Annotated in this window: 15 protein-coding genes; 9 read left to right on the forward strand and 6 right to left on the reverse strand. The window is 64.1% G+C overall.

The genetic code is table 11. The features are described from left to right. The first annotated feature begins 60 nt into the window (after positions 1-60). From lolA to cysG, 5 genes are read left to right on the forward strand one after another with little or no spacing between them, the layout of a single operon-like run. A complete protein-coding gene (lolA, locus tag M2396_RS02395; RefSeq protein ID WP_101320829.1) occupies positions 61-684 on the forward strand; it encodes an outer membrane lipoprotein chaperone LolA in 624 nt (207 codons plus the stop codon). A gap of 12 nt (positions 685-696) precedes the next feature. Then, positions 697-2022, forward strand: a complete 1326-nt coding sequence (locus tag M2396_RS02400) for a replication-associated recombination protein A (protein WP_101320827.1) — start codon at positions 697-699, stop codon at positions 2020-2022. Continuing rightward, the gene (gene crcB / locus M2396_RS02405) at positions 2019-2393 is read left to right on the forward strand and encodes a fluoride efflux transporter CrcB (protein WP_101320825.1); all 375 of its coding nucleotides are present in this window, start codon (positions 2019-2021) and stop codon (positions 2391-2393) included. The genes M2396_RS02400 and crcB overlap by 4 nt, the downstream gene beginning before the upstream one ends. A 28-nt stretch (positions 2394-2421) precedes the next feature. Continuing rightward, a complete protein-coding gene (gene serS / locus M2396_RS02410; RefSeq protein WP_150572326.1) occupies positions 2422-3702 on the forward strand; it encodes a serine--tRNA ligase in 1281 nt (426 codons plus the stop codon). Beyond that, a complete protein-coding gene (gene cysG, locus M2396_RS02415) occupies positions 3703-5091 on the forward strand; it encodes a siroheme synthase CysG (RefSeq protein ID WP_150569898.1) in 1389 nt (462 codons plus the stop codon). It abuts the gene before it with no gap. 91 nt (positions 5092-5182) lie between these two features. Here cysG and M2396_RS02420 read toward each other — a convergent pair whose 3' ends face one another. The 5 genes from M2396_RS02420 to M2396_RS02440 all read right to left on the reverse strand — a co-directional run bounded on the left by M2396_RS02420 (position 5183) and on the right by M2396_RS02440 (position 10290). Next, entirely contained in the window at positions 5183-6493 is a 1311-nt protein-coding gene (locus M2396_RS02420; RefSeq protein ID WP_259072860.1) for an OprD family porin, read from the reverse strand. A gap of 110 nt (positions 6494-6603) precedes the next feature. Next, on the reverse strand, positions 6604-7002 hold the full coding sequence (locus M2396_RS02425; protein ID WP_101320816.1) for a PPC domain-containing DNA-binding protein: 399 nt from the start codon (positions 7000-7002) through the stop codon (positions 6604-6606). Then, entirely contained in the window at positions 6999-7550 is a 552-nt protein-coding gene (locus M2396_RS02430; protein WP_101320814.1) for a hypothetical protein, read from the reverse strand. Before M2396_RS02430 ends, M2396_RS02425 begins: the two co-directional genes overlap by 4 nt. Further along, on the reverse strand, positions 7547-9124 hold the full coding sequence (locus tag M2396_RS02435; RefSeq protein WP_259072864.1) for an acyl-CoA synthetase: 1578 nt from the start codon (positions 9122-9124) through the stop codon (positions 7547-7549). The genes M2396_RS02430 and M2396_RS02435 overlap by 4 nt, the downstream gene beginning before the upstream one ends. After that, the gene (locus tag M2396_RS02440) at positions 9121-10290 is read right to left on the reverse strand and encodes an acetyl-CoA acetyltransferase (RefSeq protein WP_259072865.1); all 1170 of its coding nucleotides are present in this window, start codon (positions 10288-10290) and stop codon (positions 9121-9123) included. Before M2396_RS02440 ends, M2396_RS02435 begins: the two co-directional genes overlap by 4 nt. 391 nt (positions 10291-10681) lie before the next feature. Between M2396_RS02440 and M2396_RS02445 the strand changes: the two genes are divergently transcribed. From M2396_RS02445 to M2396_RS02455, 3 genes are read left to right on the forward strand one after another with little or no spacing between them, the layout of a single operon-like run. After that, positions 10682-11713 carry a TRAP transporter substrate-binding protein gene (locus M2396_RS02445; protein ID WP_150569902.1) on the forward strand — a complete coding sequence of 344 codons (1032 nt, stop codon included), beginning with the start codon at positions 10682-10684 and terminating at the stop codon, positions 11711-11713. Next, positions 11713-13593 (forward strand): TRAP transporter large permease subunit, encoded by a 1881-nt coding sequence (locus tag M2396_RS02450; protein ID WP_202883886.1) that lies wholly within the window; start codon positions 11713-11715, stop codon positions 13591-13593. The genes M2396_RS02445 and M2396_RS02450 overlap by 1 nt, the downstream gene beginning before the upstream one ends. A 12-nt stretch (positions 13594-13605) precedes the next feature. Beyond that, entirely contained in the window at positions 13606-14400 is a 795-nt protein-coding gene (locus M2396_RS02455; RefSeq protein WP_259072868.1) for an SDR family NAD(P)-dependent oxidoreductase, read from the forward strand. 3 nt (positions 14401-14403) lie between these two features. Here M2396_RS02455 and M2396_RS02460 read toward each other — a convergent pair whose 3' ends face one another. Further along, positions 14404-15327 (reverse strand): LysR family transcriptional regulator, encoded by a 924-nt coding sequence (locus M2396_RS02460; protein WP_101320804.1) that lies wholly within the window; start codon positions 15325-15327, stop codon positions 14404-14406. A gap of 158 nt (positions 15328-15485) precedes the next feature. Between M2396_RS02460 and M2396_RS02465 the strand changes: the two genes are divergently transcribed. Then, entirely contained in the window at positions 15486-16526 is a 1041-nt protein-coding gene (locus tag M2396_RS02465; RefSeq protein ID WP_150569904.1) for a sigma-54-dependent Fis family transcriptional regulator, read from the forward strand. Positions 16527-16575: the final 49 nt, after the last annotated feature.

Consider the following 16575-nt stretch of genomic DNA (forward strand, 5'->3'; position numbering starts at 1 on the left):
ATCACCCTGCCGGGCGCCAATCACGGCGCCCGGCCCATCTACTGTTCAACGAGGATTTCCATGCGCGCGATTCGCATGCTGTTGGTTTCCGCCCTGGCTCTGGGCACCCTGTCGGCGCATGCCGGCGAGAACGATGTGAAGCGCCTGACCGATCTGCTCGAGAAGTCGCAGACCATCGAAGCCAATTTCTCCCAGCTGACCCTGGATGCCGGCGGTACCAGTCTGCAGGAAACCACGGGCAAGATGACCGTCAAGCGTCCGGGCCTGTTCTACTGGCATACCGATGCGCCGCAGGAGCAGGTGGTGGTCTCCGACGGCCAGAAGGTCACCCTGTGGGACCCGGACCTGGAACAGGCCACGGTGAAGAAGCTCGATGTACGTTTGAACCAGACCCCGGCGCTGCTGCTGTCGGGCGATGTCTCCAAGATCAGCCAAAGCTTCGATATCACCTCCAAGGAGCAGGGCGAGGTGATGGACTTCACCCTCAAGCCTAAAACCAAGGACACCCTGTTCGATTCGCTGCGCGTGTCGTTCCGCAAAGGCCTGATCAACGACATGCAACTGATCGACAGCGTCGGCCAGCGCACCAACATCCTGTTCAATGGGGTCAAGGCCAACCAGCCGGTGCCTGCTGACCGCTTCAACTTCAAGATTCCGCAAGGCGCGGACGTTATCCAGGAGTAATCAGAGGCCGTCATGGACCTGTTTCGTAGCGAACCCGTCTCTCAGCCACTGGCTGCCCGGCTGCGTCCGTCCAACCTGGACGAGTATGTAGGCCAGGAGCACCTGCTGGCGCGCGGCAAGCCGCTGCGCGAGGCGCTGGAGCAGGGGGCGCTGCACTCGATGATCTTCTGGGGCCCGCCGGGGGTTGGCAAGACCACCCTGGCGCGGCTGCTGGCGCAGTTCTGTGATGCCCACTTCGAAACGGTCTCGGCAGTACTGGCCGGGGTCAAGGAGATCCGCCAGGCGGTTGAGGTGGCCAAGCAGCAGGCGGCTCAATACGGCCGGCGGACCATCCTCTTCGTCGATGAAGTGCACCGCTTCAACAAGTCGCAGCAGGATGCATTTCTGCCGTTCGTTGAAGACGGCACGCTGATTTTTATCGGTGCGACCACCGAGAATCCCTCATTCGAATTGAACAACGCCTTGCTCTCGCGGGCGCGCGTCTATGTGCTCAAAAGCCTGGATGAGGATGCGTTGCGCAAATTGGTCAATCGCGCCCTCAGCGAAGAGCGCGGCCTGGGCAAGCGTCAGCTGACGGTGGGCGATGAAGCCTTCAAGATGCTCATGGCCGCTGCCGATGGTGACGGCCGGCGCATGCTCAACTTCCTCGAAAACGCTTCGGACCTGGCCGAAGACGGCGCTGATATCGGCGTTGATCTGCTGCAGAGCCTGCTCGGCGACAGCCGCCGGCGCTTCGACAAGGGCGGTGAAGCGTTCTACGACCAGATATCGGCGCTGCACAAATCAGTGCGCGGCTCCAACCCGGATGGCGCGCTGTACTGGTACGCGCGCATGCTCGATGGCGGCTGCGACCCGCTGTACATCGCCCGGCGCGTGGTGCGCATGGCCAGCGAAGATATCGGCAACGCCGACCCGCGGGCGCTGAGCCTGTGCCTGTCGGCGTGGGACGTGCAGGAGCGCCTTGGCAGCCCGGAAGGCGAGCTGGCGGTGGCCCAGGCCATCACTTACATCGCCTGCGCGCCGAAGAGCAATGCGGTGTACATGGGCTTCAAGGCGGCCATGCGCGAAGCAGCCGAGCACGGCTCGCTGGAAGTGCCGCTGCACCTGCGCAATGCGCCGACCAAATTGATGAAGCAACTGGGCTACGGCGAAGAATACCGCTACGCCCACGATGAGCCGGATGCCTACGCCGCAGGCGAAGACTATTTCCCGGACCAACTCGAACCACGACCTTACTATCAGCCAGTGCCACGCGGCCTGGAACTGAAGATCGGCGAGAAGCTGCGCCACCTCGCCGAGCTCGATCGCAACAGCCCTCGCCAGCGGAGAAAACCATGATTGCCTTGATTGCGGCCGTCAGCGCCGGCGGCGTCGCCGGCACCCTGCTGCGGTTTGCCACCAGCAACTGGGTCAGCGCCCACTGGCCACGGCACTTCTATCTCGGTACGCTGGCGGTCAATCTGGTCGGCTGCTTGCTGATCGGCCTGCTGTATGGGCTGTTTCTGTACAAACCGATGGTCCCGGTCGAGCTACGCGCTGGTTTGATCGTCGGTTTTCTCGGCGGGCTGACCACGTTTTCGTCATTTTCGCTCGATACCGTGCGCCTGCTGGAAAACGGCCAGATACCGCTGGCCCTGGGCTATACCGCTATTAGCGTATGCGGCGGGTTGCTTGCCACCTGGGCCGGCCTGTCGCTAACCAAATTCTGAACCAACACACCTATAACGAGAGAACGATATGCTCGATGCCAAACTGTTACGCGGCCAACTTCAGGAAGTGGCGGATCGCCTGGCCTCCCGTGGCTTTAGCCTGGATGTCGCGCGCATCGAATCACTGGAAGAGCGCCGCAAGGCGGTGCAGACCCGTACCGAACAGCTGCAGGCTGAGCGTAACGCCCGTTCCAAGTCGATCGGCCAGGCCAAAGCCAAGGGCGAAGACATCGCGCCGCTGATGGCTGATGTCGAGCGCATGGCCAACGAACTGGCGGCCGGCAAGACCGAGCTGGACGAGATCCAGGCTGAGCTGGATGGCATTCTGCTGACCATCCCCAACCTGCCGGACGCCAGCGTGCCGATCGGTGCCGATGAAGACGGCAACGTCGAAGTGCGCCGCTGGGGCACCCCGCGTGCCTTCGACTTCGAGGTCAAAGACCACGTTGCCCTGGGTGAAATCAGCGGTGGCCTGGACTTCGAGACCGCGGCCAAGCTCTCCGGCGCACGCTTTGCCCTGCTGCGTGGCCCGATCGCCCGCCTGCACCGCGCCCTGGCGCAGTTCATGATCAACCTGCACACCAGCGAGCATGGCTACGAAGAAGCCTATACCCCGTACCTGGTGCAGGCGCCTGCCTTGCAGGGCACCGGCCAGCTGCCGAAGTTCGAGGAAGACCTGTTCAAGATCAGCCGCGAAGGCGAAGCCGACTTCTACCTGATCCCGACCGCCGAAGTGTCGCTGACCAACATCGTTGCCGGCGAAATCCTCGACGCCAAGCAAATGCCGATCAAGTTCGTTGCGCACACACCGTGCTTCCGCAGTGAAGCCGGTGCGTCGGGCCGCGATACCCGCGGCATGATCCGTCAGCACCAGTTCGACAAGGTCGAGATGGTCCAGATCGTCGAGCCGAGCAAGTCGATGGAAGCGCTGGAAGGCCTGACCGCCAACGCCGAGCGCGTCCTGCAACTGCTGGAGCTGCCGTACCGGGTATTGGCCCTGTGCACCGGCGACATGGGCTTCAGTGCGGTCAAGACCTATGACCTGGAAGTGTGGGTGCCGAGCCAGGACAAGTTCCGCGAGATCAGCTCGTGCTCCAACTGTGGCGACTTCCAGGCGCGCCGCATGCAGGCGCGCTGGCGCAATCCGGAAACCGGTAAACCCGAGCTGGTACACACCCTCAACGGCTCCGGCCTGGCGGTAGGCCGGACCTTGGTTGCAGTGCTCGAGAACTACCAGCAGGCCGACGGTTCGATCCGTGTGCCGGAAGTGCTCAAGCCGTACATGGGCGGCGTCGAGGTCATCGGTTAAATGGATTACCTGCCGCTGTTTCACAAGTTGCAGGGCGGCCGGGTACTGGTCGTCGGCGGTGGCGAAATCGCCCTGCGCAAGGCGCGCTTGCTGGCCGATGCCGGCGCCGCGCTGCGCGTGGTGGCGCCGCAGGTCGACAGCCAGCTGATCAGCTTGACCGAGGCAACCGGCGGCGAGGTGCTGGTGCGTGGCTACCAGGTCACGGACCTGGAAGGGTGCCGGCTGGTGATCGCTGCCACCGACGATCCGCAGCTCAATGCTCAGGTGTCGGCCGAAGCGCAGGCACGCAGCCTGCCGGTCAATGTGGTCGATGCGCCGGCGCTGTGTACGGTGATCTTCCCGGCCATCGTCGATCGCTCGCCGTTGGTGGTAGCAGTGTCCAGTGGCGGCGATGCGCCGGTGTTGGCGCGGCTGATCCGGGCCAAGCTGGAAGCCTGGATTCCGGCGGCCTATGGGGAGCTTGCCGGGCTTGCCGCGCGGTTTCGCCATCAGGTGAAATCGCTGTACCCGGACGTCAATCAGCGCCGCGGCTTCTGGGAGACGGTATTCCAGGGCCCGATTGCCGAGCGTCAGCTGGCCGGGCAGAGCGCTGAAGCCGAGCGTTTGTTGCAGGCGATGGTCGACGGCGCACCGGTACAGCAGGGCGGTGAGGTGTATCTGGTGGGGGCTGGTCCGGGTGATCCGGACCTGCTGACCTTCCGTGCCTTGCGCCTGATGCAGCAGGCCGATGTGGTGCTGTACGACCGCTTGGTGGCACCGGCGATCATCGACATGTGCCGGCGCGATGCCGAGCGGATCTACGTCGGCAAGCGCCGCGCCGATCACTCGGTGCCGCAGGAACAGATCAATCAGCTGTTGGTTGAGCTGGCCTTGCAGGGCAAGCGCGTACTGCGGCTCAAGGGCGGCGACCCGTTCATCTTCGGCCGCGGTGGCGAAGAGATCGAGGAGCTGGCCGAGCATGGTATTCCGTTTCAGGTAGTCCCAGGCATTACCGCTGCCAGCGGTTGCTCGGCCTACGCCGGGATTCCGCTGACTCACCGTGATTACGCGCAGTCTGTGCGCTTCGTTACCGGTCACCTGAAGGACGGTAGCAGCAACCTGCCGTGGCACGATCTGGTTTCACCCGGGCAGACTCTGGTGTTCTACATGGGCCTGGTCGGCTTGCCGACGATTTGCGCCGAACTGATTCGCCATGGCCGTGCGGCGACTACGCCAGCGGCCTTGGTGCAGCAGGGCACCACGCGTAATCAACGAGTGTTCACCGGCACGTTGGCAGATCTGCCGGCGATGGTGGCCGAGCATGAAGTGCATGCGCCGACACTGGTAATCGTCGGTGAGGTGGTGCAGTTGCGCGAGAAGCTGGCCTGGTTCGAAGGCACTCAGGACTAAGCTGCGCTGCCATGTTTGAAAACTCGGGGCCATGGCTGTCAGGTTGTAAAAACCTGCAGCCATGGCCCCGAGTCGTTTCAGGGTTGTGGGCCTAGAACAGCGGTATTGAATAGCTGACGGTCAAACGGTTCTGATCCTGATCCCACTCGCTGGGCACACCGCTGCGCAACATGCCATTGCGCCAGCTGAACCCCAGCCCCTTGAAGGTGCCGCCCTGCACCACATAATCCAGGGCGATATCGCGCTCCCATTCCTTTTCGTCGCCGCCTGAGGCCATGCGAATATTCGTGCCCTTCAGGTAGGTGACCGATGCCACCAGCCCTGGCACACCGAGTGCGGCGAAATTGTAGCCGTACTGACCAAAAGTGGTGCGCTCGCCAGCGCGGGTAAAGCTGGTCACCAGGCGGTCAGTGAACAGGTAGATGCTCGACCCTGCGGCGCCTTCGCCGGTATTGCCCTGGTTGAGCTGAACGAAGTTGCCACTGTCGGATACGCGCTGATGCCCGAGCAGTACGCTGTGGCCGCCAATGGCATAGGTGAACATGGCGCTCCAGGTATCGTTGTCGATCTTGCCCGGTGTATCGGCCAGGCCACTGACGCGATAACCCTCGCCGCGCCCGCTGGCCGAATCGTTGCGCCCGCTTGCATCGGTCTTGAAGTAGCGCAGGTCGGTGGTCAGCGACTGGTTGTCGCTCAGTGCCCATACATGCACCAGGCCGCCGAAGTGCTGCACGTAATAGTCTTCGAGCTGGGCGGCGTAGTACTGCAGCTTGAGCGCCTTGCTCAGTTGATAGTCGGCACCGGCGAAGATGAACTCGTTGCTTTGCTCGGTGCCGCCCGCCACGGCCAGCCCTGAGCGGTTGGTCGAGGCGCGCCCGGTGGCATGCTCGAGGCGCCCGCCGATGAGGGTCAGGCCGTCGATTTCTTGCGAGGTGATCATGCCGCCTTCAAAAGTCTGCGGTAGCACCCGACCATCGTTGGCCACCAGAATCGGCAGCTTGGGCTGCAAGGTGCCGTAGCGCGCTTCGGTTTTGGACAAGCGCATCTTGCCGGTCAGGCCCAGCCGGCTCCATTCGTCGACGGCGCTGCCGTCGCTGTCGTCGGGGATCATCGAGCTGCCGCGATGATTGCCGGCGCCGCCGTCCAGGCGCACCCCAAGCAGGCCGAGGGCATCGACGCCAAAGCCGACCGTGCCGTCGGTGAAGCCTGACTTGTAGTCGAGCATGAAGCCTTGCGCCCATTCGGCCGTCTTGCTTTGCCCGGCGGCACCGGCGCGGTCGCGCATGTCATTGTTGAAGTAGTAGTTGCGCAGGTTGAGCGTGGCCTTGCCATCTTCGATGAAGGCCGCCTGGGCGGCGGGGACGAGCAGGGCGCTGGTAGCGGTCAGCAGTGAAAGGTGCATTAAGGGCTTTCTTGTCATTGTTGTTTTCCTGATGCAGTGGGGCGCCCAACGCGCGGGCGCAAGAAAGCCGGGCGCGGCAACGCCCGGGTGATGCTCTTCAGTGAGGGCAGTCAGTCAGGCAGCCATTCCTGCAAGGTCAGCTCGACGGTGATGAACGACAGGTTGCGGCCACGCTGCAGGCGGCCGGCGAAGATCTTGCCGTCGGCGTCGGCCAGCACCGCTTGCAGGCTGCTCGCGCCGGGGGCGATTTCACCACTGAGGCTGAGGATTTCCACCCCTGGGCCTGGTACATGGATATCCTGCATGCCGCTGCGGCCCAGGTACTGCAACTCGCCGTCGATCAGGCTGCCGAGGCCGCCACGGACCACCGCCAGGCTGATGCCGTGGCTGGCGCAAAGGGCTTCGGCGCTGTCGATGATGTCTTCGTTGGGTTTGAGCCGGGCCACTACAAGGCGGCCAAGCCGGCCACTCTGTACCTGCGCTTCGCTCTGGATTGCTGCAGTGTTCATGACGCCTCCTGGAACACCGGATGAAGCAGGTTGAAGTGGGTTTCGGCATCAGGCTTGACCTGATACGCGACCTGGTCGAACAGGCACAGGCGCAGCACCAGCGGCTCGCTGCCGACCACCAACCGGTCGAGCACCAGGTGGCCGCCATGCTGCTGGCCGTCGCGGTCGATGAAGCCGGCGTGGCAGTGCAGCAGCGGCGCGCCGTGGGCATCGCGGCCGACGGTGATGGCGCCGCTGACAAAGGTGATATAGCCGTCCAGCACCACCGCCTGGCCGTAGTCGTAGGGCCGCTGCTGGTCAGTGGTGGTGACCATGCGGTGGTAGCTCAGGTGCGCTGCGCCGCCACACAGAATGCGCCCGACTGCACTGCGATAGCGGCGGCCCTCCAGCGCCTGCAGCAGGCCTTGGGCAACGTTGCAGGCCAGTGGCAGCACTACGCGCAGTTCTTCGCAGTCCGGCACTTCACAGTCGAGCAAGCGCGGCTGTTGCGGTTGGCCGCCGTGGATGAATACGCGCACGCCGTTGCGCTCTTCAAAATGCGGGTTCATAGCACCGCCTCGCTGGCGTTGAGCAGGGCGCGGATCTGTTTTTTGACGATTTTGCCGTAGCCGGACTTGGGCATCTCGGTCCAGCGCACAAAATGCTTCGGCCATTTATAGCGGGCCAGGCGCGGCTCCAGGTGGGCCAGCAGTTGCTCGTCGCTGACCTCGGCAGTGACCACGATCACGGCGCAGCCGCACTCGCCCCACTTCTCGTCGGGCAGCCCCAGTACTGCGACTTCGGTGACTGCCGGGTGAGTCAGCAGCGCCTCTTCGATCTCGCGTGGATATACGTTGGAGCCGCCGGAGATGTACATGTCCGAGGCGCGCCCCGTGATGAACAGATAACCCTCCTGGTCAACGTGGCCGAGGTCACCGGTATGGAACCAGCCATGGCGGAAGCACTCGGCGTTGGCCTTGGGATTGTTGTAGTAGCCGGCGAACACCGCCGGGCCGCGTACGCAGATCTCGCCATCGCTGCCGGTTGGCAGTTCAGTGCCGTGCTCATCGAGGATGGCCACCTGCATGCCGGTGCGCGGGTAGCCGCAGGAGCCGACCTTGGCCTGGGGGCTGTCCTCGGCATCGTGGCAGTCCGCCGGCAGCACGGTGATGTTGCCGGTCACCTCGCCAAGGCCGTAGTACTGCACCAGCACCTTGCCCAGGGTGCGCAGGGCGTGGCACTGATCGGCGCGGTACATCGGCGCGCCCGCGTAGATCACATAGCGCAGGCTGCTGTGGTCGTAACGGTCGACGGCCGGGTCTTCGGTGAGCATCTTGACGATGGTTGGCACGGTGAACAGGTTGTCGACCCGGTGCTGTTCGATCAACCGCCAGGCTTCGTCGCAGTCCAGCCGGTCGCCGGCCGGCAGCACGCAGGCGGCGCCACGGGCGGCGTTGATCAGGGCATGGATACCGGCGCCATGGGACAATGGCGCCAGCACCAGCGAGCGCGAGTTTGGGTTCAGGCCGGGCATAAGGTCGGCCAGGTGATTGTTGATGACGAACGCCATCTGGCCGTGGGTGAGGATGCCCGCCTTGGGGTGGCCGGTGGTGCCGGAGGTGTAGAAGAACCACAGCGGGTCGTGGTAGTTGACCTCGGCTGGGCGAAACGCTGGTTGCAGTGGCGCGCCTTGGTCGAGCAGGGCGTCGTAGCTCAGCTCGCCGTCACGCGGGGCGCCGATGGCGATGACCACGCGCAGTGCTGGCGAAGCTTCGCGCACCGCGTCGACATAGGCCGCCATGCCATCGTCGTAGAGCATCGCCACCGCGCCGCTGGAGCTGCCCAGGTAAGCCGCTTCGGGCGGGGTGATGCGCACGTTGGTCGGTACCCAGACCATGCCCAGGCGGAACGCTACCCAGGCACTCTCGAACAGCTGCAAATTATTGCGCGAGTGCACCAGCAGCTTGTCGCCCTTGCCCAGGCCACGCTCGCGCAGGGCCGCGGCGACGCTGTCGACGCGGGTCAGCAGTTGCTGCCAGCTGTAGCTGTCGGCACCGCGGATGAAGCCGGGGGCATCGGGCAGGCGCCGGGCGATCTGGGCGAGCAGCTCGCCGAGGTTCATGACATTGTCGATCCCGGTCATTGCACAGCCTCCAGGATGCTGACGTAGTTGGTTACCGCCGCGCCGCCCATGTTGAACACCCCGGCGCGGTCAGCCCGTGGCAGCTGCATGTCGCCAGCCTGGCCGGTTAGCTGCATGGCGGCCATTACGTGCATCGACACGCCGGTAGCGCCGATCGGGTGGCCTTTGGACTTGAGCCCGCCCGACGGGTTGACCGGCAGGCGGCCATCCTTGCGGCTGATGCCTTCGGCAATCACCCGCGCGCCCTGGCCGCGCGGGGCCAGGCCCATGGCTTCGTATTCGAGCAGTTCGGCGATGGTGAAGCAGTCATGGGTCTCGACCAGTGACAGGTCGGCCAGGCTCAAGCCGGCCTCGCTCAAGGCCTGCTGCCAGGCGCGTGCGGCGCCTTCGAACACGGTCGGGTCGCGGCGTGACAGCGGCAGGTAATCGTTGACCTGTACCGCAGCGCGGAAGCGCACAGCCGGTTGTTGCCCGGGCAGTTGTTCGGCACGGCTGATCACCAGCGCCGCAGCGCCATCAGTAATCAGCGAGCAGTCGCTGCGCTTGAGCGGGCCGGCCACAAACGGGTTTTTCTCGGACGGATTACGGCAGAAGTCATAGCCGACATCCCGGCGCATATGAGCAAACGGGTTGAGGGCGCCGTTGGCGTGGTTTTTTGCAGCGATCATCGCCAGCGCGTCGGACTGATCGCCGTGGCGCTCGAAGTAGGCCTGAGCGATGTTGCCGAACACACCAGCAAAGCCGTTTTCGATCTGCGCTTCTTCGCGGGCATAACAGCACTTGAGCAGGATCTTGCCGACTTCGGCGGTGGGCAGCCCGTTCATCTTCTCAAAGCCCACCACCAGGGCATGGCGGGCCTGGCCGCTGAGCACGGCCTGCAGCGCCGAGTGGATCGCTGCGGAGCCTGTGGAACAGGCGTTTTCAACCCGCACCGACGGGGTAAAGCGCAGCGCCGGCAGATGATTGGCCAGCAGCGCGGAAGGGAAGTCCTGGTAGATCAGGCCTGCATTGAAGTGGCCGACGTGAACCGAGTCGATCTGCTCGGCGTCGAGCCCGGCGTGCTGCAGGGCGCCGATGGCGGCATCGGCCATCATCTGCTCGGGGTCGATATCGGGAAACTTGCCGAATTGGGAGTGGTACCAACCGCTGATTACCGGGGAATCCATGAGGTGCGTCCTCGCATGATGTTGTTTGCGAGGTCAATAGCAAGGGCGGTGCCAAGCTCGGTAATAGCCCTCTAGGCTGGGGCTTTGCTGGCGCAAGAGGGTGGTTGTCGGTAGCGAATGCCGGTCTACAGGTGTCGCCCTGGCTGCCAGGGCGACAGTTCAAGGAGACACCTGTTACACCTGCTGGGCGCCTCTGGCAGGCCTGTCACAAAATCTAACAAGCCCTCGGATAAATATTTTCTCAATATAAATCAGTCGCTTGCCCGGTGCTTGCGAGCCTGCAAAGGGGCCTGCTGAGCGCTGTTACTCAAGCGTGGCACCCGTATTGCTAACAACATGCCTATCATCGCCGCAACTCGATCAATAAGAACAAATAGGTCAGGAGAGCTTCATGAGCGATTTCACCCGCCGTTCCTTTATCAAGACCGCCTCGCTGGCAGGGGCTGCTGTTGCCGCTGCCGGGATGGGCCTGTACAGCGGCAACAGCCGCGCCGCCGACTTCAAACTGAAGTTTGCCAACAACTTGCCCATCAGCCACCCGATGAATATCCGCGCCCGGGAAATGGCCAAGGCGATCAAGGAGGAAACCAACGGCGCTTTGAGCGTGCAGGTGTTCCCCAGCAGCCAGCTGGGCAGCGACACCGATACCCTGGCGCAGGTGCGCTCGGGGGCGGTTGACCTGTTCTCACTGTCGCCGGTGATCCTCGGCACCATGGTGCCATCGGTGCAGATCAGCGCCGTGGGCTTTGCCTTCAAGGACTATCAGCAGGTCTGGAGTGCCATGGACGGCGCGCTCGGAGCCCACGTGCGCAGCGAGATCGCCAAGACCGGCACCCTGTTCGCCTACGAGCGGATGTGGGACAACGGCTTCCGCGTGACCACCACCAGCACGCGCCCGGTGGCCACCCCGGATGACCTGCGTGGGATGAAGCTGCGGGTGCCGCCAAGCCCGATCATCATGTCGATTTTCCGTGCGCTGGATGCGGCGCCGACCAGCATCAACTTTGCCGAAGTGTATTCGGCGTTGCAGACGCGCATCGTCGAAGGGCAGGAAAACCCGCTGACCCTGGTGTCATCGGCCAAGCTGTATGAAGTGCAGAAATACTGCTCGCTGACCAACCACGTCTGGGACGGCTTCTGGATGCTGGGCAACAGCGCTTCGATCGGGCGCCTGCCACCGGAACTGCAAGAGGTGCTGCGCAAGCACATCGAGAAGGCAGTGATGGCCCAGCGCGCCGACCTTGCCACCCTTGAAGGCAGCACCCGCGACACCCTCAAGAGCAAAGGCCTGGAGCTGGTCGAGTCGCCGGCCGAGCCGTTTCGCGAGAAGCTGCGCAGCGCCAATTACTATGCCGACTGGCATGGCAAGTTTGGTGACGAGGCGTGGGCGATTCTTGAGCAATTCTCCGGGAAGCTGGCCTGATGAGCGCGCCAGCCGTCATGGCCCCCAACCAATCGCTGCGCCTGCCGGCCCGGGCGCTGATCTGTCTGAACAGCTGGATCATGCGCGTGGTTGGCGCACTCGCCGTTACCTTGATGGTAATCGAGACGCTGGTGCTGCTGGCGGGGGTGATCTCCCGTTATGTGCTGCACAGCCCACTGATCTGGACCGACGAGCTGGCCTCGTCGCTGTTTATCTGGCTGTCGATGTTCGGCGCAGTGCTGGCGCTGGACCGCGGCGAGCACATGCGCATGTCGGCCTTGGTCAACAAGCTGCCGATTGCTTGGCGCGGGTTCAGCGAGACGTTGTCGGCGCTGATCGTATGTTTGTTCGTGGCGATGATCATCTCACCGGCCATGGAACACTCCCACGAGCAGATGTCGATCACCACGCCGGCGCTGGGCATTCCCGACGGTGTGCGGGCGGCGGCCTTGCCGGTTGGCGCGGTTTTGATGCTGCTGGCTGCGGTGGCGCGAATGGCGCGTTATTCGACGGTACGCCAGTTCATGGCTGGGCTAGTGGTGGTTGCGGCAGTGGCCGCGGTGTTGTGGCTGGCGCAGCCGCTGCTGGCGGCGATGGGTAACTACAATCTGGTGGTGTTCTTCCTGGTGTTGCTCGGCGCCTGCGTGTTTGGCGGTATCCCGATTGCTTTCGCATTCGGCACTGCGACCATGGCCTATCTGGCGCTGGTGACCCATGCGCCGCTGTCGATCGTGGTCGGCCGGATGGACGAGGGCATGTCGCATCTGGTCCTGCTGGCGGTGCCGCTGTTCGTGCTGCTCGGCGTGGTGCTGCAGCTGTCGGGCATGGCTCGCACGCTGATCGACTTCATGGCCTCGCTGCTCGGTCATGTCCGTGGCGGCCTGCAGTATGTGCTGCTGGGGGCGATGTTTCTGGTGTCGGGGATTTCCGGCTCGAAAGTGGCCGACATGGCTGCAGTCGCACCGGCGCTGTTCCCTGAAATGAAAAAACGCGGCTCCAAGCCCGAGGAACTGGCGGCGCTGCTGGCCGCGACCGGGGCCATGACCGAGACCATTCCGCCGAGCCTGGTGCTGATCACCATCGGTGCGGTGTGCAGCGTTTCGATTACCGCGCTGTTCATCGGCGGCCTGATGCCCGCCGTGGTCGCGACCATTGCCATTGCGGCGGTGTGCTGGTGGCGTTCACGCAAGGAAGACGCGCCGAAGATCGAGCGCGCGCCGATGTCGCGGGTCGGCAAGACCTTCCTCATCGCCTTGCCAGCCTTGGCCCTGCCGTTGCTGATCCGCGTGGCAGTGCTCGAAGGCGCGGCGACCGCGACCGAGGTGTCGACGATTGGTGTCGCCTACGTGGTGCTGGTCGGCCTGGTCATGCACTTGTTCATGCGCCATATCGACTTTGCCCGGCTGTATCCGATGCTGCTGGAAGCGGCGTCGCTGTCGGGGGCGATCCTGCTGATCATCGGCATGGCCTCGGCGATGGCCTGGGCGCTGACTCAATCTGGCTTCTCCGCCTCGCTGGTGGAGCTGATCGAGGAAATCCCGGGCGGCACCTTCGGCTTCATGGTGGTGACGATTCTGGTGTTCCTGATTCTGGGCAGCGTGCTCGAAGGCATTCCGGCCATCGTCCTGTTCGGGCCGTTGATGTTCCCGCTGGCAGAGATGCTCGGCATTCACCCGGTGCACTACGCCATGGTGGTGATCCTGGCGATGGGCGTGGGCTTGTTCGCACCGCCGTTGGGGGTGGGTTTCTACGCCGCCTGCGCCATCAGCAAAACCTCGTCCGACCACGTTATTCGCCGCGTCTGGGGTTACCTCGGGGCGCTGCTGGTAGCGCTGGCGGTAGTGGCCTGCTTCCCGTGGATTTCCATTGGTTTCCTTTAAGAGAGTCCTGTCATGAGCCAAGCTGCGAAAACAACAACACGCAACGCGCCGGGCTATGGTCGGGTGGCCGTGGTGACCGGGGCTGCCATGGGCATCGGCGCTGCCATTGCCGAGCGCCTCGGCCACGATGGCCACACGGTAGTGGTGGCCGATATCAACCTGGCGGCGGCAGAGGAGATGGTCGCCGGGCTGCGGGTGCAGGGCATCGAGGCCCAGGCGATGGTCATCGATGTCGGTGATGCGCAGTCGATCAGCGCATTGTTCGCCGCGCTGCGCGAGCGCTTCGGCCGCTGCGATGTGCTGGTCAACAATGCCGGCGTGGCGCGCACTCAGGCGTTTCTCGATACCGAGCTTGAAGGCTGGCAGCGCCTGATGAATATCAACCTGACCGGCACCTTGCTCTGCAGCCAGCACGCCGCGCAGCTGATGCGCGAACGGGGCTGGGGGCGGATCGTCAACGTCGCCTCGATCAGCGGCATGCGCGCCAGCATGGGCCGTACCGCCTATGGCACGTCGAAGGCGGCGGTGATCGGCCTGACCCGGCAGATGGCCGTGGAGCTGGCCGAGCACGGCATCACCGTCAACGGCATCGCGCCAGGGCCGGTGGATACGCCGCTGACTCAGGCGCTGCATTCGGCGGCCACCCGTGAGTCGTATGCCCGCGCGGTGCCGCTGCGCCGCTATGGCACGCCGGCGGAGATGGCTGGTGCGGTAGCGTTTCTTGCGTCCGAGGATGCCTCCTACATCAGTGGCCATGTGATCCCGGTGGACGGCGGGTTCATGGCTTCGGGCATCCTCGAAATCTGAGGGTTATCCCTCCAGCAGCCGCTGCGCGTGGTCCTCACGCGTAGCCTGCTCGCCGGCCTGCAGCGCCGCCTCGACGAAGGTGGCAATGCACGGGTTGTGGTTGTCTGCCTTCCATACCGCTACCACTTCGATCACCGGTGCATCGCGCAGCGGCTTGAAGCTGGTGGTGGCCAGGCGCATGTTGCGCATTGAGCGCGGCACGATGGCCACGCCCAGGCCTTCGCCGACCAGGTTGACGATGGTCTGCTGCAGGTTGATCTCCATGCCGATGTTCGGTGTCACGCCGTGTTGCAGGCAGTAGTTGCAGATCATGTCATGCAGCGCCGGGGCGATTCGCCGCGGCACGATGATGAACGGCTCGCCCGCCAATGATTGCGGCTCGATCAGCTCCTGCTGCATCAGGCGGTGGCCGGGTGGCAGCACCAGGGTCATCTCTTCGCGGTACAGCGTGACCGTCTCCAGCCCGCTGCAGTCCTGCGGTCGGTACATGATGGCGACGTCTTTGTGGCCGCTGCTGATGTCCTGTGCCAGGTCCAGCGGCAGGGTCTCGGTCAGCTTCAGATTGACCTGCGGGAACAACGCAGCATACCGGCGGGTGATGGCCGGGGTGATGCTGTAGGCGGTCGACATCATGAACCCCACCGACAACTCGCCCGCAGCACCGCGTGCCGCTGCCAGGGCGTTACGCTTGGCCTGCTCGAAGGCGGCGAACACCGTGCCGGTATCCAGGTAAAAGCGCTGCCCGGCCTCGGTCAGCTCGACCCGGCGCCGTGAGCGGTCGAACAGCTTCACCCCAAGTTCCTCTTCCAGCAGGGCAATCTGCCGCGACAGCGGCGGCTGGGAGATATGCAGGCGCTCGGCGGCGCGGCCGAAGTGCAGGGTCTCGGCCAGGGTGCGGAAGTACTGCAGATGGCGAAGTTCGATCATGATGCTCGCAAAGGTATCAGTGGATGCTTGATTATGTATTGGAAAATATAAGTCCGCCTACCTAATGTGATCAGGCCACACCCCATCGGCCACGGCCACGCCACAAGCGTCGCCCGCCGACATAGTCACAAGCTATAGAACAATAAAAGGTGACGCTGATGCATTCCCTGACCGACCCTGCTGTTTGCCACGCCGAAGTTGCCGAAACCGATATCGCCCACGACAGTGACCCGCAAGTGCGCCAGGCGTTTCGCCGGGCGCTGCGCTTGATGGAGCGCGGCATCGCGGTATTGATCCGCGGTGAAACCGGCACCGGCAAAGAGATCCTCGCCCGCGCCCTGCATGCCCACAGTCAACGTCGCGCCGCACAGATGGTGGCGCTCAACTGTGCCTCGATCCCGGAGACGCTGATCGAGAGCGAGCTGTTCGGCTACAGCCGTGGTGCGTTTTCCGGGGCATTGCCCGGCGGCAAGAAGGGCAAGGTGCAGCAGGCGGATGGCGGCACCTTGTTTCTCGACGAGATCGGCGACATGCCTTACGAGCAGCAGACTCGCCTGCTGCGGGTAATCGCCGAACGTGAGGTGACCCCGCTGGGTGCCGAACGCAGCGTACCGGTCAACTTTGCCCTGGTCTGCGCAACCCACCAGGACTTGTCGGCGCGGGTAGCCGACGGCAGTTTCCGTGAAGATCTGTTCTATCGCATCGCCACCGGCGTGGTCGAACTGCCGCCGCTGCGCGAGCGCACTGACCGCGGCGAACTGCTGTGCAACATGGTCGCCCATGAACTGCCGGGGTGTGATCCACGCCAGGTGATCAGCGCCGAGGTCTGGTCGCTGCTGTTGACCCACGCCTGGCCGGGCAACCTGCGCCAGATGCGTGCGGTGATTCGCTACGCCTGTGCGGTGATGGAAGGCGCGCGGATCACCCGCGCTGATCTGCCAGTGGACTTTATCGCCCAGCTGCCGGCCGCTAGCGCACCTGTGCGCGTGGTGGTGCCGAACGTGACACCGATCCGCCCGAGCCGCGCCGGTGACGAGCGCGCCGATGTGCTGGAAGTGCTGCAGACCTGCCGTTGGAACATGTCGGCGGCCGCACGCGAACTGGGCATCTGCCGGCCCTCGCTGTACCGGGTACTGCGTCGGCTGGATATCCCGCCGCTCAAGGAACAGCTGGCGCTGGACGCCTGCCGCCGCGCCTGAGCCGCATTCCACCTGATCCTCTTTGCTTGAACACCCCTTGCTGCGCAGG

The sequence above is a fragment of the Pseudomonas sp. BIGb0278 genome (genome assembly GCF_024809895.1).
Classification (GTDB): Bacteria; Pseudomonadota; Gammaproteobacteria; order Pseudomonadales; family Pseudomonadaceae; genus Aquipseudomonas; species Aquipseudomonas shirazensis.